The 24,379-nt window shown below is 68.8% G+C and carries 21 protein-coding genes; 14 read left to right on the top strand and 7 right to left on the bottom strand.

The annotated features are described in order from the left end of the window. Positions 1-6: 6 nt before the first annotated feature. The 3 genes from C4F17_RS08245 to C4F17_RS08235 form a co-directional block, all read right to left on the bottom strand. Entirely contained in the window at positions 7-1,431 is a 1,425-nt protein-coding gene (locus tag C4F17_RS08245; protein ID WP_106934910.1) for a GTPase/DUF3482 domain-containing protein, read from the bottom strand. Then, a complete protein-coding gene (locus tag C4F17_RS08240; RefSeq protein WP_106934909.1) occupies positions 1,428-2,831 on the bottom strand; it encodes a DUF2868 domain-containing protein in 1,404 nt (467 codons plus the stop codon). The genes C4F17_RS08245 and C4F17_RS08240 overlap by 4 nt, the downstream gene beginning before the upstream one ends. A gap of 346 nt (positions 2,832-3,177) precedes the next feature. Next, positions 3,178-3,759, bottom strand: coding sequence for a TetR/AcrR family transcriptional regulator (locus C4F17_RS08235; protein ID WP_106934908.1), 582 nt, complete (start codon positions 3,757-3,759; stop codon positions 3,178-3,180). Between the two features lie 83 nt (positions 3,760-3,842). On the opposite strand from C4F17_RS08235, the gene C4F17_RS08230 reads away from it, so the two are divergent. After that, positions 3,843-4,274, top strand: coding sequence for a VOC family protein (locus C4F17_RS08230; RefSeq protein ID WP_106934907.1), 432 nt, complete (start codon positions 3,843-3,845; stop codon positions 4,272-4,274). A 14-nt stretch (positions 4,275-4,288) separates the two neighbouring features. Here C4F17_RS08230 and C4F17_RS08225 read toward each other — a convergent pair whose 3' ends face one another. Further along, positions 4,289-6,145, bottom strand: coding sequence for an ABC transporter ATP-binding protein (locus tag C4F17_RS08225; protein WP_199851930.1), 1,857 nt, complete (start codon positions 6,143-6,145; stop codon positions 4,289-4,291). Between the two features lie 219 nt (positions 6,146-6,364). Between C4F17_RS08225 and C4F17_RS08220 the strand changes: the two genes are divergently transcribed. The 6 genes from C4F17_RS08220 (at position 6,365) to C4F17_RS08195 (ending at position 13,169) form a co-directional block, all read left to right on the top strand. Continuing rightward, entirely contained in the window at positions 6,365-7,594 is a 1,230-nt protein-coding gene (locus tag C4F17_RS08220) for an ABC transporter substrate-binding protein (RefSeq protein ID WP_081266708.1), read from the top strand. A gap of 83 nt (positions 7,595-7,677) precedes the next feature. Continuing rightward, complete coding sequence (locus C4F17_RS08215; protein ID WP_081266709.1) at positions 7,678-8,553, top strand: branched-chain amino acid ABC transporter permease; 876 nt, start codon at positions 7,678-7,680, stop codon at positions 8,551-8,553. A 25-nt stretch (positions 8,554-8,578) separates the two neighbouring features. Next, positions 8,579-10,504, top strand: coding sequence for a branched-chain amino acid ABC transporter ATP-binding protein/permease (locus tag C4F17_RS08210; protein ID WP_081266710.1), 1,926 nt, complete (start codon positions 8,579-8,581; stop codon positions 10,502-10,504). Between the two features lie 34 nt (positions 10,505-10,538). Next, complete coding sequence (locus C4F17_RS08205) at positions 10,539-11,261, top strand: ABC transporter ATP-binding protein (RefSeq protein ID WP_081266711.1); 723 nt, start codon at positions 10,539-10,541, stop codon at positions 11,259-11,261. 76 nt (positions 11,262-11,337) lie between these two features. Next, a complete protein-coding gene (locus C4F17_RS08200; protein WP_106934905.1) occupies positions 11,338-12,222 on the top strand; it encodes a LysR family transcriptional regulator in 885 nt (294 codons plus the stop codon). A gap of 122 nt (positions 12,223-12,344) precedes the next feature. Next, the gene (locus tag C4F17_RS08195; protein WP_106934904.1) at positions 12,345-13,169 is read left to right on the top strand and encodes a DODA-type extradiol aromatic ring-opening family dioxygenase; all 825 of its coding nucleotides are present in this window, start codon (positions 12,345-12,347) and stop codon (positions 13,167-13,169) included. Between the two features lie 4 nt (positions 13,170-13,173). Here C4F17_RS08195 and C4F17_RS08190 read toward each other — a convergent pair whose 3' ends face one another. Then, positions 13,174-14,631: a glycosyltransferase family 2 protein gene (locus C4F17_RS08190; RefSeq protein ID WP_106934903.1), complete on the bottom strand. Its 1,458-nt coding sequence runs from the start codon at positions 14,629-14,631 to the stop codon at positions 13,174-13,176. A 128-nt stretch (positions 14,632-14,759) separates the two neighbouring features. Here C4F17_RS08190 and C4F17_RS08185 point away from each other — a divergent pair, with 128 nt between their 5' ends. Then, positions 14,760-15,332 (top strand): cytochrome b, encoded by a 573-nt coding sequence (locus C4F17_RS08185; protein ID WP_106934902.1) that lies wholly within the window; start codon positions 14,760-14,762, stop codon positions 15,330-15,332. A gap of 8 nt (positions 15,333-15,340) precedes the next feature. Continuing rightward, positions 15,341-16,198: an alpha/beta fold hydrolase gene (locus C4F17_RS08180; protein WP_199851929.1), complete on the top strand. Its 858-nt coding sequence runs from the start codon at positions 15,341-15,343 to the stop codon at positions 16,196-16,198. A 15-nt stretch (positions 16,199-16,213) separates the two neighbouring features. On the opposite strand, the gene C4F17_RS08175 is transcribed toward C4F17_RS08180, so the two are convergent. Together C4F17_RS08175 and C4F17_RS08170 are read right to left on the bottom strand one after the other, a co-directional pair. Continuing rightward, a complete protein-coding gene (locus C4F17_RS08175; RefSeq protein ID WP_106934900.1) occupies positions 16,214-17,230 on the bottom strand; it encodes a Bug family tripartite tricarboxylate transporter substrate binding protein in 1,017 nt (338 codons plus the stop codon). Continuing rightward, positions 17,227-18,222, bottom strand: a complete 996-nt coding sequence (locus C4F17_RS08170) for a Bug family tripartite tricarboxylate transporter substrate binding protein (protein ID WP_106934899.1) — start codon at positions 18,220-18,222, stop codon at positions 17,227-17,229. The genes C4F17_RS08175 and C4F17_RS08170 overlap by 4 nt, the downstream gene beginning before the upstream one ends. 155 nt (positions 18,223-18,377) lie before the next feature. Here C4F17_RS08170 and C4F17_RS08165 point away from each other — a divergent pair, with 155 nt between their 5' ends. The 5 genes from C4F17_RS08165 (at position 18,378) to ilvD (ending at position 24,255) form a co-directional block, all read left to right on the top strand. After that, positions 18,378-19,832 (top strand): FAD-dependent oxidoreductase, encoded by a 1,455-nt coding sequence (locus C4F17_RS08165; protein WP_106937486.1) that lies wholly within the window; start codon positions 18,378-18,380, stop codon positions 19,830-19,832. A gap of 85 nt (positions 19,833-19,917) precedes the next feature. After that, a complete protein-coding gene (locus C4F17_RS08160) occupies positions 19,918-20,760 on the top strand; it encodes an IclR family transcriptional regulator (protein WP_106934898.1) in 843 nt (280 codons plus the stop codon). Between the two features lie 53 nt (positions 20,761-20,813). Then, on the top strand, positions 20,814-22,109 hold the full coding sequence (locus C4F17_RS08155; protein WP_106934897.1) for an aconitase X: 1,296 nt from the start codon (positions 20,814-20,816) through the stop codon (positions 22,107-22,109). Next, entirely contained in the window at positions 22,106-22,558 is a 453-nt protein-coding gene (locus C4F17_RS08150) for an aconitase X swivel domain-containing protein (RefSeq protein WP_106934896.1), read from the top strand. Before C4F17_RS08155 ends, C4F17_RS08150 begins: the two co-directional genes overlap by 4 nt. Then, positions 22,555-24,255, top strand: a complete 1,701-nt coding sequence (ilvD, locus tag C4F17_RS08145; RefSeq protein ID WP_106934895.1) for a dihydroxy-acid dehydratase — start codon at positions 22,555-22,557, stop codon at positions 24,253-24,255. The genes C4F17_RS08150 and ilvD overlap by 4 nt, the downstream gene beginning before the upstream one ends. Positions 24,256-24,379 lie beyond the last annotated feature (124 nt).

The raw sequence follows: 24,379 nt of genomic DNA, 5'->3' as shown, positions 1-24,379 counted from the left end.
GACCGCTCAGGGCTGCTCGAAGGCCTGCAGCAGCTGGCTCGACAAGTCGGCGACCAGGGCCTCGCGCTGCGGCGACGGTCGCCAGAAGGCGCGGCTCGTCACGCCGGTCGCTTCCCAGTCGGGGTGGTTGCGCGCGGGCTGCGCGGCGCGCACGGCCGCGGCGGCGGCCTTGGTGGGGGCATCGCCGTCGGCTGGTGCTTCGGCTGCGATGCGCTGCGTGGCCGCATGGCCGCGCACCTCGAGCGCCTGCGCGAGCTTGAGCTGCCATGCGACCAGCGCGAACAGCACGTCGTCTTCGACCGTCAACTCATGCACGTCGCGCAGCTTGTTGGCGATCTTGCGGCCCAGCGGGCCCCAGCCCTGCGACACCGCGCCGCCGATGGCGCCACCCAGCGCAGCGCCCGCGCCCAGCGATATGCCGGCCACGGCCAGGTCGGCCACCACGCCCACGGCGGCGCCGATGACCGCGCCCTTGCCCAGGCGCAGGCCGGCGTCCTTCATGGCCTCGGGGCTGAAGAAGTCGAGCGTCCAGCGGCCTTCGATGATCGGCAGCGGTGCTTCGTCTGCGTCGCCCTGGCGAAAGCCGTAGAGCGCGAGCAGGTCGTCGGTGCAACGCTGGGCCTTGTCGAACACGGTCTTCTGCAGCGCCGCGACCAGCGTCTGCCGGCGCGCGGCATCGGCGAATTCGGTCGCCTGCACCGTGCGGCGCACGGCGGCGGCATCGACCAGCAGCGCGGCGATGCGCGTGCAGGCCGAGCGGCGGCGGCCGGCGGCTTCGGCCTGCAGCGAATCGACCACGCCGCGCAGCAGCTCGCGGCGGTCGCGCAGCAGGGTGGCGAGGTCGTTGTACAGGTCCTGTTCGGCACCGACGAACGGCGCTGCCGCGTCGAAGCGCACCTGCACATGCAGGCCGTATGCCGACAGCAGCTCTTTCCAGTCCGCCTCGCGGCTGGCGGCGTCGCGCACGAAGTTCAGCACCGGCAGCACCGGGCGCGCGCAGGCGTTGAGCAGCTCGATCTCGTCGCGGAACTTGGGCAGCACCGGTTCGCGCACGTCGATGACGAGGAAGGCCGCGTCGATGTCGAGCATGGTGCGCAGCACCTTGGCCTCCTGCTCGAACACGCCGTGTGCCTCCGGGCCTTGCAGGAACTGGCGGATGCGCTCCGGCGGCGTGGCCTGCGGGTCGAAGCGCGCGAGGTGCTCGCGCAGCGCGACGGCGTCTTCCAGGCCCGGCGTGTCGAAGAAGCGCACGGCGGTTTCGTCTTCCACCTCGAGGTCGGCCGACTCGACGTGGCGCGTGGTGCCGGGGCGCTGAGACACCTCGCCGAAGTCGATGCGCCGCGTGAGCGTGCGCAGCAGCGAGGTCTTGCCCGCGTTGGTGTGGCCGACGACCGCGATGCGGACGGGCTGTGGTTGTTGCTGCTGCGTCATGGGGCGGTGGCCTCGTTCGGCCGCAGTGCGATGTCGATGCGCTCGCTGGCGCTGATGCTTTCCAGGCCGCTGTCGCGCAGCCAGTCGAGCCAGCGTTGCGTGGCGGTAGCATCGGCCGGGCCCGCGAGCCACAGGCGGCATTCGCCGCAATGCGCCAGCACTTCGCGCAGGAAGCGTTCGGTGCCGCGGTCGGGGCTCGATGCGGCATTGCAGGCCAAAAGCACGGTGCGCGGGCGGGCATGCGCGAGCCGGTCGAGCAGCGTTCGGCGTGCCGGGGCGCTGCCGTCGATGCGCTCCATGTGCATGGCTGCATCGGGCGGAATGGTCGCGGGAGGCCAGGGCATGTCGGGCGGCAGCTCGAAGCCGATGACGAAGAGACCGTCGCGCAGGTCGGCTGCGGGCAGGCCGGCAGGCGCGCCGGTGCGCGTGCGGCCCGGGTCGGCATCGACGATGGCGGCGGGCGCCAGCGCGGCGAAGCGCGCGAGCAGCTTGCGGTAGTAGGGCTCGTGCCAGTCGGGCCGCAGCGCCTGGCGTCGGCGCTTCCAGACGGCGGCGCTCAACAGCACCAGCGCGAGGCGCGGCAGCAGGCCATAGACCGTGATGCAGCCGGTGAGCCACAGCGCCCAGGTGCGCTGGCCCGCCGCCGCGGGCGTGGAGGCCAGCACCGTGGCCGCATCCGGCACGGGAAAGCCGATCTGCGCCGGTGCCCAGCCCAGCAGCTGCACGGCCCGCACGAAGAAGGCGGGGTCGAGGATCGTCGTTTCCCAGCTCAGCGTGTAGCTGCGGAAGGCGAGTGCGAACAGCATCGACGCCAGCACCACGGCGAACGACAGTGACCAGATGCCGTGGCTCACGAGCCCGAAGGCCCAGGGCAGCAGCCTGGCGCGCGTCAGCAGCCCGGTGATCGAGCGCAGCAGCACCGGCGCCTGCCCGCGCTTGCCGCCGGCCACGCGCGCGCTGAGCGACAGCCAGATCCAGCCGAGCGATGCGGTGCCGAAGGTGCCCAGCGGAAACAGGAGCCCCGCCAGCCACAGCAGCAGCGTGAGCGCATGCAGGCCCAGCAGGCTCACGAGCGCGACGATCACGTTGATGTGGCGCTCGCCGCCGCCGACCACGTTGCCCGCAAGGCCGAGGCCGGCCATCACGATCAGTGCCACGAGCGCCGTCAGCACCCAGGGCGCCCATTGGCGGGCGCGCGAAAGTTCATGCTGCAGGCCTATGCGTTCGCCGAGCTGGCGGGCGCGTTCGGTGATCTGCGCGTGGGGGTCTGTCTTGCGCGAGGCGATGGCGGTGCGCATGGCCTGCGCGTCGTCGAGCGGACCGTTCTGTTCGACCCACCGGATCGCCTCGGTGATCACCGCATCTGTGATGTCAGGTTCGCGCAGCGCGGTGTTGGTCAACAGGGTCCCTTCGCAAGTGAGGCCCCGCACGGTGTCGGGGCGCGCGAATTATGCCCGGCGCGTCGCGGGCTCCCAATGAGAAACGGGGCCGCGAGCGGCCCCGTTCTGCAGGTGTCGGAGTAGGGGGCGTGCCCGGTCTCAGCGAAGGCCGAAGAACGAGAGCACTGCAACCACGACCACGACCAGACCGACGATGTAAATGATGGAATTCACGCGAGACTCCGTTGTTGATGACGACGACGTCAGCATCGCGCTGCGCAGGGTGCGCGAATGTCGGCGGCAGGCGGCGTGTGATGTAGGACTTGCGAAGTGACAAGCCGCACCGCCTGCGGCACGGATAGCGCGCTCAGCGCTTCCTGTCGGGCCCCAGCGCCTGCTCGACCAGCCAGCGCATCGCCGCGCGAACCTCTTTCGCGTCGGCGCCGGCATCGATCTCCAGCGCGGCGCGGTCGAAAGCGGCCGACAGCAGCTGCGAAAGCGCATCGACCGAGACTTCGCCGCGCCCCATGCCGGCGCGCGTCAGGCCCTGGCGCAGCGAGTGCGCCGCGTTGGCATCGTCGATCGCCATGATTTCCGCCATGCCCAGCACCGCAGGGCCGTCGACCAGCAGCAGCCGCGTGCGGCCCGGCACGGTCATGGCGTCCAGGTAGGCCTCGCTGCCTTGGCGCAGGGCTTCGCGCGGGCTCAGCCGCTCGGGCGTGGCGGCTTCGATGTCGGCCGCGACGGCCATCGCCTCGCGCGCCAGCACCTGCCGGAACAGGTCGCGCTTGTCCGCGAAGTGGTGGTACAGCGCGCCCCGGGTAATGCCGGCCGCGAGGGCGATTTCGGGGGTGGAGGTGTCGCCGTAGCCCTTGCTGACGAAAAGCGCGCGTGCGGCTTCGAGCAGGGCGAGCTGGGTGCTTTCGGTGCGTTCGCGGTTGGTGGCCATGCCGGGTAATTTACATGCAGGCTGTCTGTAGGTTAGTATTTAACGTACGTACAGACTGTATGTTTTATGAAGGAGCCGATCCCATGAAAGTCACGAGCTACTACCCCGTCGTCATGACCGAAGACGTGGCGGGCACCGCCGCCTTCTACCGGTCGCACTTCGGCTTCGTGCCGCGCTTTTCCAGCGACTGGTATGTGCATCTGCAGTTGGAGGGCCACCCTTCAGTGAACCTCGCGGTGCTGGACGGGCGCCACGAGACCATTCCGGAACCGGCGCGCGGGCAGGTAGCGGGCGGCCTGCTGCTGAACTTCGAGGTGGAGGATGCCGATGCGGTGCACGACCGGCTGAAGGCCGCGGGCCTGCCGATTCTTCTTCCGCTGCGCGACGAGGCCTTCGGCCAGCGCCACTTCATCACCCGCGACCCGAACGGCGTGCTGATCGACGTCATCAAGCCGATCCCGCCTTCGGGGGAGTTCGTTGCGCAGTACGAGGCGGGGGCGCTGCCGGCCGCCTGAACGGGATCAGGCGATCACGCGCGCAGGGCCTCGTCCTCGTCGAGGCTGTCGCCCAGGAAGCCGCCGCTCTGGTGCGCCCACAGCCGCGCATACAGCCCGCCCTGTGCCATCAGCGTGCGGTGGTCGCCTTCTTCCACCACGCGGCCTTCGTCGAGCACGATGAGCCGGTCCATCGCTGCAATGGTCGATAGCCGGTGCGCGATGGCGATCACGGTCTTGCCTTCCATCAGCGTGTAGAGGCTCTGCTGGATGGCGGCCTCCACCTCGGAGTCGAGCGCGCTGGTGGCTTCGTCGAGCAGCAGGATCGGCGCGTCCTTCAGCATCACCCGCGCGATGGCCACGCGCTGGCGCTGGCCGCCCGACAGCTTCACGCCGCGTTCGCCCACGTGCGCCTCGTAGCCGCGACGCCCGCTCGCGTCGCCCAGCGTCTGGATGAATTCATGCGCTTCGGCCCGCTTGGCAGCGGCCTCGATCTCCGCGTGCGTGGCGTCGGGGCGGCCGTAGGCCACGTTGTCGGCCACCGAGCGGTGCATCAGCGAGGTGTCTTGTGTGACCATGCCGATGTGGCTGCGCAGCGAATCCTGCGTGACGTGCGCGATGTCCTGTCCGTCGATCAGGATGCGGCCGCTTTCCAGGTCATGGAAGCGCAGCAGCAGGTTCACCAGCGTCGACTTTCCCGCGCCCGAGCGGCCCACCAGGCCGATCTTTTCGCCGGGCTTCACGGTGAGGTTCAGGTCGTCGATGACGCGGCGGCCGCCGTCTCCATAGCGGAAGCTCGCATGCTCGAAGCGCACCTCGCCCTGCGGCACCTGGAGCACGGTGGCGTCTGTCGCGTCGAGCACCGTGCGCGGGCGCGACAGCGTCTTCATGCCGTCCTGCACCGTGCCGATGTTCTCGAACAGGCTGGTCATCTCCCACATGATCCAGTGCGACATGCCCTGCAACCGCAGCGCCATCGCGGTGGCCGCTGCCACGGCGCCCACGCCGACCGCGCCGTTGGACCACAGCCACAGCGCCACGCCCGCCATGCCGGCGGTCAGGCCCATGCTCAGCGCGTGGTTGACGATCTCGAAGGCGCTCACCAGCCGCATCTGGCCGTAGCCGGTCTTCATGAACTCGCGCATGGCGTCGCGCGCGAAGCCGGCCTCGCGCTGCGTGTGCGAGAACAGCTTGACGGTCGCGATGTTGGTGTAGGCGTCGGTCACGCGGCCGGTCATGAGGGCGCGGGCGTCGGCCTGCGCCTTGCCGACCTTGCCCAGGCGCGGCACGAAGTAGATCAGCGACACCACGTACAGCACCAGCCAGACCAGGAACGGCCACACCAGCTGCGCGTCGAGCACGCCCACCAGGATGATCATGGTGGCCACGTAGACGCCCATGGCCACGAGCACGTCGGCCAGCACGAAGATGGTCTCGCGCACCGCGAGCGCGGTCTGCATCACCTTGGCCGTGATGCGGCCCGCGAACTCGTCCTGGTAGAAGGCCATGCTCTGGCCCAGCATCAGGCGGTGGAAGTTCCAGCGCAGCCGCATCGGCAGGTTCACGGCCAGCGTCTGGTGCTTGACGATGGTCTGCAGCGCCACCACGCCGATGCTGATCACGAGGAAGGCGGCCAGCCACATCAGCGTGGTGCCGCGCTCTTCCCAGAGGCGCGAAGGCACCTGCCCGCCGAGCCAGTCGACGATGCGCCCGAGGATCGCGAACAGCGCCGCCTCGAAGGTCGACATGACGGCCGTGAGCGCGGCCATGGCCGCGATCTTGCCGCGCACGCCGTGCGTGCAGGCCCAGAGAAAGGCAAAGAAGCCCTGTGGCGGCAGCGACGGCTCGGCGGCAGGGTAGGGGTGAAGCAGTTTTTCGAAGAAGCGGAACAAGGCGAACGGTCTCCCGGAGAGCCGCTGACTGTAGCCGCGCATGCATGACCTTGCCCCGAAAAGGTGCGTTGTCCACGTGTCGCACGTGGACAGTCCGGCTAGGGTTGTCACTCTCCGGAGGCCGAATCTTTATCGACTATGTTTTGGTGACTTCGCGCTTGCGCGTCGTCGCTGTCGGTCCGACCCAGAAATTTCACAACAACGTTGGAGACGTTTTCCATGCACTTTCGTTTCAAGCTGCTGGCGCTGACCAGCGCGCTCGCCTTCTCGATGGGCGCCCTCGCTGCCGATCCGATCAAGATCGGCGTGGACGGCCCCTTCACCGGAGGCTCCTCCTCCATGGGCGTGAGCATGCGCGACGGCGTTCGCCTGGCCGCGGAGGAGATCAACAAGTCCGGCGGCGTGCTGGGCCGGCAGATCCAGCTGGTCGAGCGCGACGACGAAGCCAAGAACGAGCGCGGGGTGCAGATCGCCCAGGAGTTCGTGAACAAGGAGAAGGTGGTGGCCGCCGTGGGCTACATCAACACCGGCGTGGCGCTGGCCTCGCAGCGCTTCTTCCAGGAGGCGAAGATCCCGGTGCTCAACAACGTGGCCACGGGCTCGGTCATCACCCACCAGTTCGACAAGGACCCGGAGAACTACGTCTTCCGCAATGCCGCGCACGACAGCATCCAGGCGCCGATGATCGTGGAAGAGGCCATCACGCGGCGCGGCTACAAGAAGGTCGCGATCCTGGCCGACTCCACCAACTACGGCCAGCTGGGCCGCGAAGACCTGGAGCGCGCGCTCAAGAACAAGGGCATCACGCCCGTGGCGGTCGAGAAATTCAACATCAAGGACGTCGACATGACGGCCCAGCTGCTGAAGTCGAAGGAAGCCGGCGCCGAGGCCGTGCTCACCTACGGCATCGGCCCCGAGCTGGCCCAGATCGCCAACGGCATGACCAAGCTGGGCTGGAAGGTGCCGATCATCGGCAGCTGGACGCTGGCCATGGCCAACTTCATCGACAACGCCGGCCCCGGCGGCGACGGCGCGCGCATGCCGCAGACCTTCATCCAGGAGCCGACGAACCCCAAGCGCAAGGCCTTCATCGACGCCTTCGTCGGCAAGTTCAAGCCCAAGAACAACCGCATGGATTCGCCGGTCTCGGCGGCGCAGGGCTACGACTCGATCTACCTGCTGGCCGCCGCGATCAAGCAGGCCGGCAGCACCGATGGTCCGAAGATCAAGGCCGCGCTGGAAGACCTGAAGGCGCCGGTCGAAGGCGTGGTGACGACCTACAACAAGCCTTTCACCAAGACCGACCATGACGCAATCACCGCCAACATTCCGGTGTTCGGCGAGGTCAAGGGCGGACGCGTGGTGTTCGCCAACGCAGACGACCAGAAGAACGCCGGCACCGTCCGCCTGAAGGATGTGGCGGCCAACGACGCGCTGCTGAAGAAGTAGCCGCCGGATCGAGCGTCGGCGCCGCCCCGGGACCTGTTCCTGCGGCGGCGCATTTTTTGGTCCACCGCCTCCTGCGAGCCGCCATGCAAATCCTTACCCAACTCATATTCAGCGGCATTGCGCTGGGCATGATCTACGCCGTCATCGCGTTCGGCTATCAGCTCACCTTCGCCACTTCGGACACACTGAACTTCGGCCAGGGCAACGCCCTCATGCTCGGCGCGATGGTCGGCCTCACGCTGGTGAACATGGGGCTGAACTACTGGCTGATGATCCCGCTGGTGTGCCTGTTCGGCGCCTTCCAGGGGGCGGTGGTGGAGCGCATCGCGGTGCGCCCCGCGATCAAGATCAAGTCGGAGTTCGGCTGGATCATGTCCACCATCGCGCTGGGCATCATCTTCACCAACGTGGCAGAGAACGTCTGGGGCCGCGACGACCTGAAGTTCCCGTCGCCGCTGCCGGAGTCGCCGATGCACTTCCTGGGCGCCAACGTGCTGCCGATGGAAATACTGGTGGTCGTCGGCGCGCTGCTCATGATGCTGGCGGTGGAGCTGTTCAACCGCCGCTCGATCTACGGCAAGGCGGTGGTCGCCACCTTCAACGACCGCGACGCCGCCAAGCTCATGGGCATCAACACCGGCCTGGTCATCACCTTCTCGTATGCGCTGTCGTCCATGACGGCGGCCTTTGCCGGCGTGCTGATCGCGCCGCTCACGCTGACCGGCGCCTCGATGGGCGCGGTGCTCGGCCTGAAGGCATTCGCGGTCGCCATCATCGGCGGGCTGACCAGCGGCATGGGCATCGTGGTGGGCGGGATCATCCTGGGCATTGCCGAGACCACCACCGGCTTCTACCTGAGCACCGGCTACAAGGACGTGCCCGGGCTGGTGCTGCTGCTGATCGTGCTGGCCGTGCGCCCGTCGGGCCTGTTCGGCAAGGCCGCCATCAAGAAGGTGTGAGCGCGTGGCCATGAATTCCGAAAAAATGAAAACCAGCCATCTCCTCCTGGCAGTAGCGGGCGTGGCGGCGCTGCTGCTGTTCCCGATCGGCGTCGACAACCCGTACTACATCCACCTGCTCGAGACCATCATGATCTACGCGATCCTGCTGTTCGGGCTGGACATCGTGGTGGGCTACACCGGCCAGGTCTCGCTGGGCCACGCGGGCCTGTTCGGCCTGGGCGCCTATGCGGCCGGCGTGCTGGTGTTCAAGCTGTCGGCGCCGTTCTGGATCACGGTGCCGTTCGCCATCGTGTTCACGGCCGGCTTCGGCGCGCTGCTGGCGTTGCCGGCGCTGCGCGTGTCGGGGCCTTACCTGGCGATGGTCACGCTGGCCTTCGGCACCATCATCCAGATCCTCATCAACGAGATGAGCTTCCTGACCGACGGGCCGATGGGCATCAAGCTGGAGAAGCCCGCGCTCTTCGGCCACAAGCTCGACGACCGCGAGTACTACTGGGTGGTGGCGGTGCTGATGGTGCTGTCGCTGGTGGTGGTGCACCGCATCCTGCGCTCGCACCTGGGGCGGGCCTTCGAGGCGCTGCGCGGCAGTCCGGTGGCATCGGACTGCATGGGCGTGTCGGTGTACCGCTACAAGGTCTATGCCTTCGTCATCAGCGCCGGCTTTGCGGGGCTGGCGGGCTGCCTGTATGCGTACTCCGAGCAGTACATCTCGCCCAACTCCTACAACTTCGAGCTCACCGTGCTGTTCCTGCTGGCGGTGATCATGGGCGGGCGCAAGAGCCGCATCGGCTCCATGCTGGGCGCCACCATCATCGTGCTGCTGCCCAAGCTGCTGGACGACGTGGTGCTGTTCCGCTACGTGTCGGTGGGGCTGGCCGTGGCGGTGCTGGTGGCGGCGGTGGTCGCCGTGCGGCGCCAGCGCGCCACGCCCGGGCAGATGGCCATTCCGGTGGTCGGGAGCATCGCGCTCGCGGGCCTGGCCTTCTGGCTCGACGCAATGACCGACTGGCGGCTGTCGATCTTCGGCGTGATCATGCTGTTCGTCATCTACTACCTGCAGGACGGCATCGTCGGCTTCGTGCGCAAGGCGCTGAACATGCGCCGGCCCGTGGCGTCGGTGGTGGCGGCGGATGTCGATGCGGCGCCGGCCGACGCGGTGTCCACCGCGGCCCATGCCGGCGGCACCGAAGACGTGCTCGAGGCCTCGGGCGTGCTGATGCAGTTCGGCGGCCTGAAGGCGCTCAACAACGTCGACCTGCGCATCAAGCGCGGCACCATCCACGGCCTGATCGGGCCCAACGGTTCCGGCAAGAGCACCATGATGAACGTGCTGACCGGCATCTACGTGCCGACGGCCGGCGCCATCTCCTTCGGCGGGCGTTCGCTGGTGGGGCGCACCTCGGCGGACATCGCGCTGTCGGGCATCGCGCGCACCTTCCAGAACGTGCAGCTGTTCGGCGAGATGACGGCGCTGCAGAACGTGCAGGTCGGCCTGCACCACAGCTTTGCCAGCAACCTGCTCGACGTGGCGGCCGGTACGCCGCGCTACCGGCGCGAGAGCGCAGCGGCGGTGCAGCGCGGGCTGGGGCTGCTGAAGTTCGTCGGCTTGGAGTCGTTTGCCACCGAGGAGGCGCGCAACCTGCCCTACGGCAAGCAGCGCCTGCTGGAGATCGCGCGGGCGCTGGCGCTCGACCCGCAACTGCTGCTGCTCGACGAGCCGGCCGCCGGGCTGACCGCGCCCGACATCAAGGAACTGCTCACCATCATCCGCAAGATCCGCGAGCACGGCGTGACCGTGATCCTGATCGAGCACCACATGGACGTGGTGATGAGCATGTGCGACACCGTCTCGGTGCTCGACTTCGGCCAGAAGATCGCCGAAGGCGAGCCGGCCAGGGTGCAGGCCGACGAGAAGGTGATCGAGGCCTATCTGGGCGGCGGCGCATGACGGGCGCCGGCAACGCAAGACCAGGAACCCCAACATGCTGACCATCCAGAATCTTTTTGCCGGCTACGGCAAGGTGCAGGTGCTGCACGGCATTTCGATCGAGGTGCCCAAGGGCAAGGTCGTGACGCTGATCGGCTCCAACGGCGCCGGCAAGACCACCACCATGCGCGCCGTGTCGGGAATGATCGCGCCCACGGCCGGCGAGATCACGCTCAACGGCAAGCGCATCGACGGCCTGGAGTCGTTCCACATCGCCAAGCAGGGCCTGGCGCATTCGCCCGAAGGCCGGCGCGTGTTCGCGACCATGACCGTCACCGACAACCTCACGCTGGGCGCCTTCCCGCGCCTGACCGGCAGCCGCCCGCGCGGCGACGTGGCGGGCGACCTGGAGCGCGCGCTCGAACTCTTTCCGCGCCTGAAGGAGCGCCGCACGCAACTTGCCGGCACGCTGTCTGGCGGCGAGCAGCAGATGCTGGCTATGGCCCGCGCGGTGATGCTGAACCCCGAGGTGGTGCTGCTCGACGAGCCTTCGATGGGCCTGGCGCCGATCCTGGTGGCCGAGGTGTTCCGCATCATCGAGCGGCTCAAGGGCGAGGGCGTGACGATGCTGCTGGTGGAGCAGTTCGCCGCAGCCGCGCTCGGCGTGGCCGACTACGGCTATGTGCTGGAGAACGGGCGCATTTCGCTGCACGGGCCGGCGGAGAAATTGCGCAGCGACCCGGCGGTGAAGGCGGCCTACCTGGGGGGTGGGCATTAGGTGCCGGCCGCTAGACTCCCCGCGTGAAACCTGAAGGAACCGACACCCCCGCGCCTGGCATCTTGCGGAGACCGCCATGGACCGCATGACCAGCCTGCGCGTGTTCCGCGAAGTCGTCGAGGCCGGCAGCTTCGTGGCTGCCGCCGAGCGGCTGGGCATGTCGCCGCCGATGGCCAGCAAGCATGTGGCGCAGCTGGAGAAATCGCTCGGCGCGCGGCTGCTGCATCGCTCCAGCCGCCACCTGAGCCTGACCGAGGCGGGCACCGCCTGGTACGAGCAGAGCCGCCGCGCGCTCGACCTGCTGGACGCTGCGGAGGCCGCCATCGGCCAGACCCACGACACGCCGCGCGGCCAGCTCAAGGTGAGCGCGCCCGTGTGGTGCGCCACGCCGCGCTTCGCGCGCATGCTGGCCGACTACCGCGCCCGGTACCCCGAAGTGCTGGTCGACATGCACCTGGAAAATCGCAAGGTCGATCTCGCGGCCGACGGCTACGACCTGGCCCTGCGCGCGACGCAGGAGCCGTCGCCGGCGCTCATCGCGCGGCCGCTGTGCAGCGTGCCTTTCCATCTGGTCGGCACGCCGGCCTGCGTCGAGAGGGCGGGCGGATTGCCCGCGCTGCCGGCCGACCTGGCGAGGCTGGGCGCCATCGTGCCGAGCTACGTGAACCTGGACAACCTCGCGCTCAAGGGGCCGGGCGGGCGCATGTTCCCGCTGCGGCTGGCGCCGGCCATGCGCTCAGACGACACCACGCTCACGCTGCATGCGGTGCGGGCGGACATGGGCATCGCCTACATGCCCTCGTGGCTGGTCGAAGAAGACATCGCCAGCGGGCGGCTGCTGCGGCTGCTGCCGGAGTTCCATTCCGTGCCTGTCACGCTGTTTGCGGTCTACACGAGCCGGCAGTACATGTCGTCGAAGCTGCGGACCTTCATCGACTTTCTGAGCGAGCAGCTCGGGTAGGCGAGCCACCAAGACTGCCGTTTCAATGTTTCCTGCAAGGAACTGATTCGATGCATCGGCGCCTGTCGATTTCCTCGCAGGAAATGTCTACAGTCGATGCAACGCTTTCAAGGAGCATCGACTTGACCCACGACGACACCCCCACCTCGCGCCTGCCGACCTATTTCATCTCGCACGGCGGCGGCCCCTGGCCCTGGATGAAGAAGGAAATGGGCGCCACCTACGACAAGCTCGCCGCCTCGCTGGCCGACATGCCGCGCCAGATCGGCCGCAAGCCGAGCGCCATCCTCATGGTGTCGGCGCACTGGGAGGCGCTTGCCTTCACGGTGCAGGGCAACCCCAGGCCGCCGATGATCTACGACTACGGCGGTTTCCCCGCCCACACCTACGAAGTGCACTACGACTCGCCCGGTTCGCCGGAACTCGCGCAGCGCGTGCATTCGCTGATCGCCGCCGCCGGCCTGCCGGTGCAGATCGACCCCGAGCGCGGCTACGACCACGGCATGTTCTCGCCGATGGCGGCCATCTATCCGCAGGCCGACGTGCCGGTGGTGCAACTGTCGCTGCGGCGCGGGCTCGACCCGGCGGAGCACCTGGCGCTGGGCCGCGCCATCGCACCGCTGCGCGACGAGAACGTGCTGATCGTCGGAAGCGGCCTGAGCTATCACAACCTGCGCAACTTCGGCCCGCAGGCGCACGGCGTGTCGAAGGCCTTCGACGACTGGCTCGATGAAGCGGTGGTGAAAAGCGACGCCGCCGGGCGCAGCGCGCAACTGCTCGACTGGGCTTCAGCGCCCGCGGCGCGCATGGCGCACCCGCGCGAAGAGCATCTGATTCCGCTGATGGTGGCCGTGGGCGCGGCCGAGAGCGAAGCCGGCGAGCGGGTCTATCACGAAGACGCCTTCATGGGCGGGCTCGTGGTGTCGAGCTTCCGCTTCGGCGCCTGAGGGCTCAACTGCGGCGCACGCCGTCGGCATCCACCAGCCCGACGCGCGTCTGCCGTCCCCAGGTTCCGCGCCCGGTCAGGAAGCTCCACCACCCCCAGGCCGCGCCCGTGTGCCGCAGGATCTGGAAGGTGAAGGGCTCCACCAGCGCCGCCAGGAACGCCTGCGCCATGTTGGCCTCGCTCTGCTGGCCGATCCAGCGGCGATACAGGAACACCGACCACAGGTGGAAGACCAGGTCGAGCACGATCTTCGCGCCGATCACGCCGGCCACTGGCGCCAGCACGCCGAAGTTGCCGCGCACCAGGTACATCAGCAGCAGGCCGAAGGCGGCCAGCCCGTAGAGCGGCTGCAGCGTGTCGATGGCCTTCACCGGCAGCATCGCGATGCCGAGCCAGCCATAGCGCCGGTCGCCGACCATTGCGCGATACCAGTACTGGGTCTGCAGGAAGCCGCCGAACCAGCGGCGGCGCTGGCGCAGGAAGGCGCCGGTGCTGCTGGGCGCGTCGGTGTGGGCCTGCGCGTCGCCGAGCACGCGCACGGTCCACGGCAGCCCGTGGGCCTGGGCGTGCCGGTGCAGGCGGTGGATGAGTTCGTAGTCCTCGACCAGGCAGTCGGTGTCGAAGCCGCCCACTGCCCGCACCGCATCGGTGCGAAAGCCGGCAAAGGCGCCCGAGATCAGCAGCAGGCCGTTGACGCGCATCCACGCATAGCGCGACAGGAAGTTGCGGATGTACTCGTATGTCTGGAACCACTGGAAGCAGCGCCCGGCCAGCGTGCGGCTGCACACCGGCGTGATGACGCCGGTGGCGGCCACGAGGTCGGGCTCTTCCGAAAAAGCGCGGCGGACCGCGGCGATGGCCTTGCTGTCGAGCAGCGTGTCGCCGTCCACAGTGAGCACGGTGTCGGTGTCGATGCACAGGATGGCCGCGTTCAGCGCCACCGCCTTGCCGCCGTGCGGCAGCCGCAGCCAGTAGAGCGCGGGGTGCGTGGCGCTGGCCGCGCTCAGTTCGCCCAGGGGCGGCGCGACCAGGCCGTAGCGCGTGGTGAGAAGCTCGGCGGTGCCGTCGCTCGAGCCGTCGTCGGCGATCACGATGCGGTCGGGTACGTCGGTCTGGCCGAGCAGGGCGGCCAGCGTGACGGGCAGCACGGCGGATTCGTTGTGCGAGGCGACGATCACGCCCAGCGTGGTGCGGCGGCCAGTGACGGCCGGCTGGGAAGGAGGGCGGGGGCGCAGGATCGGCAGCGTCATCCAGCCCACGAACAGCAGCAGCACCGTGTCGTAGAGCACATAGGCCACGCCCACCGACCACGCGCCGACGTTGCCGACGCGGAAGGCCATGGCGAAGAGCAGCCCCCACAGCACGAGCACGCCGCCGTGGATCAGCCAGCTTCGCAGCGGCGTGGCGGGGGGAGACAGGCGCGGCGATGCGGCCAGGAACGCGGAATGAAGGGAATTGTTCAAGAGAAGATGCCTGGGCGACGAACTGTCATACGCAAGAACATGGTCGGCGGTTTCGCAAAGGCCCGGATACAACCGGGACAATCGCAAAACCCACCGACAGACTCGGCCCACGCCTGAAAATTCCCCGCATGCTCCCACAAACCCGCTACACCCGAACCGCGATCGCCTTGCACTGGGTCATCGCTTTGCTCATGGCCGTCAACATCGCGCTGATCCTGCTGGTCGACCGCTACCCCGACGACTGGGTGCGCCCGGCGGTCGACACCCACAAGTCGATCGGCATCACGGTGCTGGGGCTGGTCATCCTGCGAATCCTCTGGCGCTTCACGCACAAGCCGCCGGCCATGCCGGGCTCCTACGGCGCGTTCGAGCGCTTCGCCGCGCACGCGGCCCACGGCGTGCTGTACCTGCTGATGGTGCTGCTGCCGCTGTCGGGCTGGATGCACGACTCGGCCTGGAAGGACGCCGGCACCCACCCGATGTACCTGTTCGGCCTGTTCGAGTGGCCGCGCATCGGCTGGATCATGGCCATCGAGCCCACCCTCAAGGAAACCTGGCACACCGTGCTGGGCGGCGTGCACGCCTGGGCCGGCTATGTGCTGTACGCGATGTTCGGGCTGCACGTGCTGGGCGCGCTGAAGCACCAGTTCCTGGACGGCGAGCGCGAGCTGCAGCGCATGTGGCCGGGAGCACGCGGATGAGCGGCGGCATGAACGAAGAAGAACAGGAAGCGCGCGCAGCCATCGCGCGCGTCGATGCGCTTTCCACCCATCACGACCCGGTTCACGGCGGCGTGCGCGTGCGCTGGCGCCGCTTCGGCACCGACACCAGCCGGCCGCCGCTCGTGCTGCTGCACGGCGGCCATGGCAGCTGGATGCACTGGCTGCGCAACGCCGAGGCGCTGTCGGCCGGCCGCACCCTGTGGCTGCCCGACATGCCGGGCTTCAACGAATCCGACGCGCCGCCGCGCGTGGCACCCGGCGAAGACTCGCTGCCGCCCTTGCTCGATGCGCTCGGCGGCACGCTCGACCAGTTGATCGGCGCGGGCACGCCCATCGACCTGGGCGGTTTTTCCTTCGGCGGGCTGACGGCGGCGCGCTTTGCCGTGCGGCGCGGCGCCATTCGCCGGCTTGCGCTGGTGGGCAGCGGCGGCCACGGCACGCTGCGGCGCATGACGGTCGAGATGATCAACTGGCGCTCCGCGCCTGACCGCGAACGCGAGCGCGCCGCGCTGCTGCACAACCTGGCCGCGCTGATGCTGCACGACAAGGCCGCCATCGACGCGCTGGCCTTCGAGATCCACGACATCTCCTGCCACGGCACGCGTTTTCGCAGCAAGGAGGTGTCGCTGTCGGGCGGCCTGCAGCAGGCCATCGACACACTGGGCGTGCCCACGCTGCTGCTGTGGGGCGAGTTCGACGTCACCGCCGATCCGCGCCCGCTGGTGGCGCGGCTGGTGGCCGAAGGCCCGGGGCGCGAGGGCGCGGTGATCGACGGCGCCGGGCACTGGGCGCAGTACGAGCGCGCCGACGAGGTCAATGCGCGCTTGCTGCAGTTCCTGGCCTGACGCTTCCCGAGCGCGTCACTGCTGCTGCTTCACCAGCCCCAGCTTGCGGATGATGTCGCCCCACTGGTCGTAGGTGGCGCGTGTCAGCTCGGCCAGCTGTTGCGGGCTCGACGACTCGGCCTCGTAGGCGCCCTGGCGGAAGAACTCGCGCGTGGCCGGCATCGCCAGCACCTGCGCGAGCGCGGCGTTGAGCTTTTCGACCACCGGCGCCGGCATGCGCGCCGGCCCGTAGAAGCCGAGCCAGCTGGGCATGTCCACGCCGCTCACGCCCTGTTCGCCCATGGTGGGCACGTCGGGCAGCATCGGGCTGCGCCTGGGCGCGGCCACCGCCAGCATCCGCACCTTGCCGGTGGCCGTGTTCTGGATGGCGTTGGGCGCGGCGTCGAAGTAGTACTGCACGCGGCCCGCGAGAAAGTCTTTCGCGGCATCGGCGCCGCCCTTGTACGGCACGTGCACCACGTCCAGCCCGGCCTGCCGCGCGAAGGCCTCGCCGTAAATGTGCGACGAAGTGCCGGTGCCGAAGGAGGCGTAGCTCATCTTCCCCGGGTTGGCCTTGATGTACGCCACCAGTTCCTGCACCGTGCGCGCCGGCACGCTCGCATGCACGGTCAGCACCAGCGGGCCGCGCGCGCCGAGCGAGATGGGCGTCAGGTCCTTGAACGGGTCGTAGCGCACCTGCGCCAGCGTCTGCGGGTTCTGCGCCACCACGGAAGACGGCGCGTACATGAAGGTGTAGCCGTCGGGCGCGGCGCGGATCACTTCTTCGGTTGCCAGGATGAAGCTCGCGCCCGGCCGGTTTTCAACGATCACCGGCGTCTGCAGCACTTCGGCCAGCCGGAGCGCGACGAAGCGCGCCTGCGTGTCCGACGCGCCGCCGGCCGCCAGGCCCAGCACGATGCGGATGGGGCGCCCCTTTTGCGGGAACGGCGCGGCGGCGCGGGCGGCCAGCGGTGCCAGTGCCGTGCCGAGGGCGCTGGCCGCGAGCGCGGCGGTGAAGCGGCGGCGATGAAGCATGGCGTGCATGCCGCTCATTGTTTGGCCAGCCCGACCTGCTGCACCATCGCGCCCCAGCGGTCGTAGGTCGAGCGCGTGATGCCGGCGAACTCCTCGGGCGTGGAGGCGCCGGCCTCGTAGCCGCCGCTTCGGTAGAACTCCTGCACCTGCGGCATCGCCAGCACCTTCGTGAGTGCGGCGTTGAGCGTGGCGATCACCGGCGCGGGCATGCGCGCCGGCCCGTAGAAGCCCAGCCAGCTCGGCAGGTCGAGCCCGGCGTAGCCCTGCTCGGCGAAGGTGGGCACGTCGGGCAGTGCCGCGATGCGCGCGCCGGCGGCCACCGCGAGGATCTTCACCTTGCCGCTGGCCGAGGTGATGACGGCCGACGAGGCGGAGTCGAACATGTACTGCACGCGCCCGCCGATCAGGTCCTTGGCCGCGTCGGAGCCGCCCTTGTACGGGATGTGCACCGCGTCGATGCCGGTCTTCTTCACGAAGGCCTCGCCGTAGATGTGCGAGGAGGTGCCCGCCCCGAAAGAGGCATAGCTCACCTTGCCCGGATGGGCCTTCACGTAGGCGACCAGTTCCTTCACGTTGTTCACCGGCACGGTGGTGCTCAGCGACAGCACCAGCGGCCCGCGTCCGCCCATCGAGATGGCGGTGAAGTCCTTGAACGGGTCGTAGGGCACCTGGCTGAAGGTGTGCGGGTTCTGGGCCATGGTGGACGAGGGCGCGTACAGCAGCGTGTAGCCGTCGGGCAGGGCGCGCGCCACCTCGTTGGCCGCGAGCATGGTGCTGGCGCCCGGCTTGTTGTCGACGATCACGCTGGTGCCCAGCACCTCGCCGAGCTTCTGCGCCACGATGCGCGCCTGCGCGTCGGTGCCGCCCCCGGCGGTGAAGCCCACCACGATGCGTATCGGCTTGCCGCGCGCCGGAAAGTCCTGCGCCAGGGCCAGGGGCGCCAGGCCCAGGAAGGCCGCGGCACCAAGGGCCGAACTGAAGGCACGGCGCGTGCCCCGAAGTTTCTTCATCGATGTCTCCGTCGGAATGTTTCTTTTATATTGATCTTGAAATCCATAAAAATCCATATCTTCTAGGGAATACCCCAGAAGATGCGCTTTTTTCTTTGACAAAATGGAAAATGAAATCAAAATACGATGAAACAAGCCAAGCCGAGATCGCATTCATGAAAACTGTCGTACGTACCGACGAGCGCATCCTGACCTCCGACATCTTCGACCGCGACAGCCGCGTCAAGCGGCCTGACCACGGCAGCTGGGCCGAGCCGGGCAAGCGCATTCCCGTCTATCACCGCTGCGGCGTGCTGGTGGTGGGGGGCGGCCCGTCGGGCACGGCGGCTGCGGCCGCCGCCGCCCGCGCGGGCGCCGACGTCGCGCTGCTGGAGCGCTACAACCACCTGGGCGGCCTGTCGACCGGCGGCCTCGTCATCTGGATCGACCGCATGACCGACTGGGAAGGCCAGCTGGTGATCCGCGGCTTTGCCGAAGAGCTGTTCGACCGACTGCCTGCCGACGCCATCGCCGGCCCGGTGCGCGAAGACTGGGGCTCGCAGGACGCCGCCAAGGCCGCGCACTGGTCGCAGCGCACGGCGGCCTACCACGGCGTGGTCACCTGGTCGCCCACCATCGACCCCGAGCGGCTCAAGCTGCTCTCGCAGGAAATCGTGCTGGAGCGCAAGGTCAAGCTCATCTATCACTCGTGGGCCGCCATTCCCATCGTGCAGGACGGCGCCGTGAAGGGCGTGGTGTTCGAGAGCAAGGAAGGCCGCATGGCCATCATGGCCGACGTGGTGGTCGACGCCACCGGCGACGGCGACCTGTTCGCCCGCGCCGGCGCCGACTACGTGAACGACATCGAGGAGGCCGACGTGCACCACTGCATGAACACCTCCTGGCTGTTCGGCGGCGTGGACATGAACCGCTGGATCGAGTTCAAGGCCGGCCAGCCCGAGGCATTCACCGCCTTCATGGCGGGCGGGCGCGAGCAGTGCGGCCTGTTCGAGCGGCCCTTCGTCTCGTGGCGCAACGACGTGGCGCTGTTCATGGGGCCGCGCCAGTCGGGCTACTCGGCGCTCGACGTGGACGACCTCACCGCCGTGGAAGTGCGCTCGCACCGCGCCATGGCCGCGCACCTGGACTACTTCCGCGCCCATGCGCCGGGCTTCGAGAACGCCTACCTGATGCTCAGCGCACCGCAGATCGGTGTGCGCCACGCCCGGCGCCTCGTCGGCGTGGGCTCCGTGCTGCGCAGCCAGTGGCCCGACGGCGTGCCGCTGGCGGACGAGATCGGCGTGTCGCCCGCGGTGTCGCCGAAATTCCCCAACATCTCCATTCCCTACGGTGCGCTGGTGCCGCAGAAGCTCGACGGCCTGCTGGCCTGCGGACGCCACATTTCCTGCGACCGCAACTCGCACGGCTTCATGCGCGAGATTCCGCAATGCTGGATCACCGGGCAGGCCGCGGGCGCGGCGGCGGCGCTGGCATCGCGCGGCGGCATCGCGCCGCGTTTCGTCGACGTGGGCGCGCTGCAGGCCGAGTTGCTGAACCAGGGCGTGTACCTGCGCGCCGGGGCGGCGCAGGCGGCGGCAGCGTCGCCCGCGGCTGCCGAGGCCGGCGTGTGAGCCGGCGGCCATGAGCCCGAAAGCCCTCTCTTCGCAAGCCTCTACATTGGAGAGTCCTGAGAAGAGTCTTGCAAAGGGTCCCTCCATGTCCACTGAAAAAAACGACACCTCCTTTTCCGCGGCCGAGCCGGCCGATGCGCGCGGCGAGCGTTCCGACACGGTGAGCGCACTGGAGCGCGGCATCTCCGTGCTGCGCTGCTTCAGCGAAGAACGCCCGGTGCTGGGCCATGCCGACATTGCACGCATCACCGGCATTCCGCGTCCCACCGTCAACCGGCTGGTCGCCACGCTGCTTTCGCTGGGCATGCTCAAGGCGGCGCAGGCCCCCGACCGCTTCATGCTCGGGCCTGGGGTGGTGTCGCTGTCGCGGGTGTTCCTCGGCAGCCTCGACGTGCGCGCCGCCGCGCGGCCCAGCATGCAGGCAATGGCGGAGGAGGTCGGCGCCTCGGTCTACCTGGCCGTGCGAGACGGCATGGAGATGGTGCTGATCGAAGCCTGCCGCCCGCGCTCGTCGATGCTTTCGGCGCGGCTCGACGTGGGCTCGCGCGCGCCGCTGGCCAACTCGGCGCTGGGCCGCTCGTACCTCTCGGCATTGCCCGAGGCGCAGCGCAACCAGCTGGTCGATTCGATGCGACTGCTGCGCGGCCCCGAGTGGGACAGCATCGCGCCCAGCATGAACCGCGCCATCGGCGAGTCGAAGCGGCTGGGCTACTGCCTGTCGCTCGGCGAATTCCACCGCGAGATCAACTCCGTGTCGGTGCCCCTCATCGGGCCCGATGGCGAGGTGATGGCGCTCAACGGCGGCGGCGCCGCCTTCGTCTTCACCGAAGACCGGCTGCGCAACGAACTTGCGCCGCGCCTGCACGACATCGCGCTGAGCATTGCGCGCGACATCGGCGGCCACGTACCCACGCCCTCGCCGGGTTAGCAGCCCGGCCGGGGTCCATTCCCCATGACGACAGAAGAACGGAGACACAGGCCATGCACCTGAGCGATGAAGAAAAAGCCATGTACGACGGCCGCGACGGCCCGGCCGTGCAGAAGGCGATGGACCTGCTGATGCGCTACGGCGAAGCGCTGGGCGCCGAGCGGCTGGTGGAGACGCGCAACGTGTGCGCCACCATCACGTCGACCACCCCCTTCCAGCGCGACTTCGCGCTCGCCAAGGGCGGCGGCATGGATGCGGTGTTCTCCGAGTTCAGCCTCGACAGCCAGGAGACGGTCGAGATTCCGAAATTCAAGGTCTTCACCAGCCACCTGCAACTGGGCTTCGACCCCGGCCAGCCCGAGCGCATGGGCGTGAGCGAGGAGATCGTCCAGTTCTACAACAAGAGCGAGCGGCACGCCGCCGGCCTGGGTGCGCAGATCATGAACACCTGCACGCCGTACCAGGTCGGCAACATCCCGACGCGCGGCGAGCACTGCGCATGGATGGAGTCGTCCGCCGTGGTGTATTGCAATTCGGTGCTGGGCGCGCGCACCAACACCGAAGGCCGCGAGAGCACCGGCGCCGCCATGCTCACCGGCCGCATTCCGTACTGGGGCTACCACCTCGACGAGAACCGCCGGGCCACGCACTTGGTCGAGCTCGACATCGAGGTCGAGTCGGTGCAGGACTGGGGCCTGCTGGGCTACTACATCGGCGAGCATGTGCAGGAACGCGTGCCGGTGGTGCACAGCCGGCGCGGAATTTCGCGGGTGCCGAACCTGCCGCGGCTCAAACACTTCGGCGCGGCGGCCTCGTCTTCGGGCGGCGTGGAGATGTATCACATCGCGGGCGTCACGCCCGAGGCGCTGACGCTGGAACAGGCGCTCGGCGCAAAGGCACCCGTCGAGGTGCTGCGCTACGGCGAGGCCGAGCGCCGCGCCACCTACGAGAAGATCAACACCACGGGCAAGGACGCCGAGGTGCAGTACGTGATGCTGGGCTGCCCGCACTACACCATCGAGCAGATCTGGGAGGCCGCGCAGCTCATCGAGGGGCGCAAGGTGCATCCCGATTGCGAGCTGTGGATCTTCACGCCGCGCGCCATCAAGTCGCTGGCCGACCGCAACGGCTACACCAAGATCATCGAGGACGCGGGCGGCATCATCATGAGCGACAGCTGCTCCGCCATGAGCCGCGCCGTGCCCAAGGGCACGAAGACCGTGGCGCTCGACTCGGCCAAGCAGGCCCACTACCTGCCCGCCATCCTCGGCGTGCAGGCCTGGTTCGGCAGCACGGCCGAATGCATCGACGCGGCCTGCACCGGCCGCTGGAACGGAGGCTACGCATGAGCGCCGCAGTCGTCACTGGACAAACCATCGTCATCCGCGGCCGCAAGGTGGTGGGCGGCGTGGCCGAAGGCGAGGCGCTGGTCACGCGCGACCGCATTTCCGGCTGGGGCGGTATCGATCCGCGCACTGGCACCGTCGTCGAGACCCGGCACGAGCTGCGCGGCCAGAGCTTTGCCGGCAAGGTGCTGGTGTTTCCGGGGGCCAAGGGCTCGTCGGGCTGGTCGGCCATGTTCCACATGACGCGGCTCATGAACTCGGCCCCCGCAGCGTTCCTGTTCAACGAGATGACGACCAAGATGGCGCTGGGCGCCGTGGTCACGCACGCGCCTTCGATGACCGATTTCGAGCGCGACCCGCTCGAATGCATCGAAACCGGCGACCGGGTGCGCGTGGACGCCGACCGCGGCGTGATCGAGATCACGAAGAAGAAGACCGGAGGTGCCGCATGACCCGTCCCCTGCGCAGCAACTTCCCGCGCGGCTCCTACCTGTGGTCGGTGCGCAATGCGCACTGGCGCGCGCTCGGCATTCCGGAAGAGGACTGCGAGAAGCCCAAGATCGCCATCGTCAACAGCTCCTCGGAGCTGGCGGCCTGCTTCAGCCACCTCGATCGCGTGGCGGTGGAAGTAAAGGCCGCCATCCGCGCCGCGGGCGGCGTGCCCTTCGAGATCCGCACCGCCGCGCCCAGCGACTTCATCACCGGTGCCGGCGCACGCGGTGCCTACATGCTGGCCGCGCGCGACCTCGTCACCAACGACATCGAGGTGGCCGTCGAAGGCGCGCAGCTCGACGGCATGGTCTGCCTCACCTCCTGCGACAAGACGGTGCCGGGCCAGCTCATGGCGGCCGCGCGGCTGAACATCCCGACGCTGCTGGTGCCCTGCGGCTACCAGCCCAGCGGCGAGTACCGGGGCCATCACATGGACATCGAGGAAGTGTTCATCGGCGCGATGCATGCCGTCACCGGCAATCTTCCGGTCGAGGAACTGGTGGGCATGAGCCGCGAGGCGATTCGCGGGCCCGGTGTGTGCTCGGGCCTGGGCACGGCCAACTCGATGCACATCGTGTGCGAGGCGCTCGGCCTGGCCTTGCCGGGCAGCGCGCCGGTGGCCGCGCTCAGCCCGAAGATGATGGCCGACGTGCGCGCGGCGGGCACGCGCATCGTGCAGATGGTGCTGGACGACCTGAAGCCGCGCGACATCCTCACGCCCGGTGCCTTTGCCAACGCGGTGCGCGCCGTGCTGTCCATCGGCGGCTCGCTCAACACCGCCAAGCACCTGCAGGCGGTCGCCACCGAAGGGGAGTGCGGCGTCGACGTCTACGGCCTCTTCGAAAGCCTCGGTCCCACGACGCCCGTGCTGGCCGGCGTGCGGCCCATCGGAAGCGATTCCATCGAGGCCTTCGAGGCGGCGGGCGGTTGCCGCGCGCTGATGAAGCAGCTCGAGCCGCTGCTCGATACCACCGCGCCGACCGTCACCGGCGGCACCGTGGCAGACAACCTGCGCAACATCGAAGTCGCCGACGCCGAAGTGATCCGCCCCATCGGCCGGCCGGTCGCGCCGCTGCCGGCCATCGTGCTCCTGCGCGGCAACCTCGCGCCGGAGTCCGGGCTCATCAAGACCGGCATCATGGAGCGCAAGGTGCGGCGCTTCACCGGCCCGGCCGTGTGCTTCTGGACTTCGGACGCGGCCATCGGCGCGCTGAAGAAGGGCGAGATCGTGCCGGGCCAGGTGGTCGTGATGCGCGGTGCCGGCGCCTGCGGCGGCCCGGCCATGGGTGGCGGCGCGTCGCGCGTGGTCTTCGCCATCGACGGTGCCGGGCTGGGCGACCAGGTGGCGCTCCTCACCGACGGCCATCTCTCGGGCCTGGTCTGCAAGGGGCTGGTGGTGGCCGAGGTGTCACCGGAAGCCGCGCTGGGCGGCCCGCTCGCACTGGTGCGCGACGGCGACACGATCACCATCGACCTCGATGCGCGCCGCCTCGACATCGCGCTGACCGACGCCGAACTCCAGGCCCGCCGCGCCGACTGGCAGCCCCCGCCGCCGGTGCATGACACCGGCTGGCTGCAGCAGTACCGGCGCAACGTGGGGCCGCTTTCCAAGGGCGCCGTGCTCGTTCGCACCGAGCGCCCCGAGCCCGCGGGCTAGGCCTCTTCGAACCCGGCCTTCCCAACCGGTGCGGACACACGTCCGCATCCGGTGGCGCAGCCCTGCGCGCGTCGCGTCCGTTCCGAGTTTTTCAACCCAAGAAAAGAAGCAGGAGACAGGAAAC

Origin of the sequence: Variovorax sp. PMC12, assembly GCF_003019815.1 — a bacterium.
Taxonomy (GTDB): Bacteria; Pseudomonadota; Gammaproteobacteria; order Burkholderiales; family Burkholderiaceae_C; genus Variovorax.
This window is presented reverse-complemented; position numbering and strand designations above follow the sequence as displayed.

Excerpts from the sequence above, each read along its gene's own strand:
- C4F17_RS08205 (WP_081266711.1), top strand. The coding sequence starts at position 10,539 with ATGCTGACCATCCAGAATCTTTTTGCCGGCTACGGCAAGGTGCAGGTG.
- C4F17_RS08165 (WP_106937486.1), top strand. The coding sequence starts at position 18,378 with ATGAAAACTGTCGTACGTACCGACGAGCGCATCCTGACCTCCGACATC.
- C4F17_RS08245 (WP_106934910.1), bottom strand. The coding sequence starts at position 1,431 with ATGACGCAGCAGCAACAACCACAGCCCGTCCGCATCGCGGTCGTCGGC.
- C4F17_RS08235 (WP_106934908.1), bottom strand. The coding sequence starts at position 3,759 with ATGGCCACCAACCGCGAACGCACCGAAAGCACCCAGCTCGCCCTGCTC.
- C4F17_RS08220 (WP_081266708.1), top strand. The coding sequence starts at position 6,365 with ATGCACTTTCGTTTCAAGCTGCTGGCGCTGACCAGCGCGCTCGCCTTC.
- C4F17_RS08150 (WP_106934896.1), top strand. The coding sequence starts at position 22,106 with ATGAGCGCCGCAGTCGTCACTGGACAAACCATCGTCATCCGCGGCCGC.
- C4F17_RS08170 (WP_106934899.1), bottom strand. The coding sequence starts at position 18,222 with ATGAAGAAACTTCGGGGCACGCGCCGTGCCTTCAGTTCGGCCCTTGGT.
- C4F17_RS08155 (WP_106934897.1), top strand. The coding sequence starts at position 20,814 with ATGCACCTGAGCGATGAAGAAAAAGCCATGTACGACGGCCGCGACGGC.
- C4F17_RS08210 (WP_081266710.1), top strand. The coding sequence starts at position 8,579 with ATGAAAACCAGCCATCTCCTCCTGGCAGTAGCGGGCGTGGCGGCGCTG.
- C4F17_RS08175 (WP_106934900.1), bottom strand. The coding sequence starts at position 17,230 with ATGAGCGGCATGCACGCCATGCTTCATCGCCGCCGCTTCACCGCCGCG.
- C4F17_RS08230 (WP_106934907.1), top strand. The coding sequence starts at position 3,843 with ATGAAAGTCACGAGCTACTACCCCGTCGTCATGACCGAAGACGTGGCG.
- C4F17_RS08180 (WP_199851929.1), top strand. The coding sequence starts at position 15,341 with ATGAACGAAGAAGAACAGGAAGCGCGCGCAGCCATCGCGCGCGTCGAT.
- C4F17_RS08160 (WP_106934898.1), top strand. The coding sequence starts at position 19,918 with ATGTCCACTGAAAAAAACGACACCTCCTTTTCCGCGGCCGAGCCGGCC.
- ilvD (WP_106934895.1), top strand. The coding sequence starts at position 22,555 with ATGACCCGTCCCCTGCGCAGCAACTTCCCGCGCGGCTCCTACCTGTGG.
- C4F17_RS08185 (WP_106934902.1), top strand. The coding sequence starts at position 14,760 with ATGCTCCCACAAACCCGCTACACCCGAACCGCGATCGCCTTGCACTGG.
- C4F17_RS08200 (WP_106934905.1), top strand. The coding sequence starts at position 11,338 with ATGGACCGCATGACCAGCCTGCGCGTGTTCCGCGAAGTCGTCGAGGCC.
- C4F17_RS08215 (WP_081266709.1), top strand. The coding sequence starts at position 7,678 with ATGCAAATCCTTACCCAACTCATATTCAGCGGCATTGCGCTGGGCATG.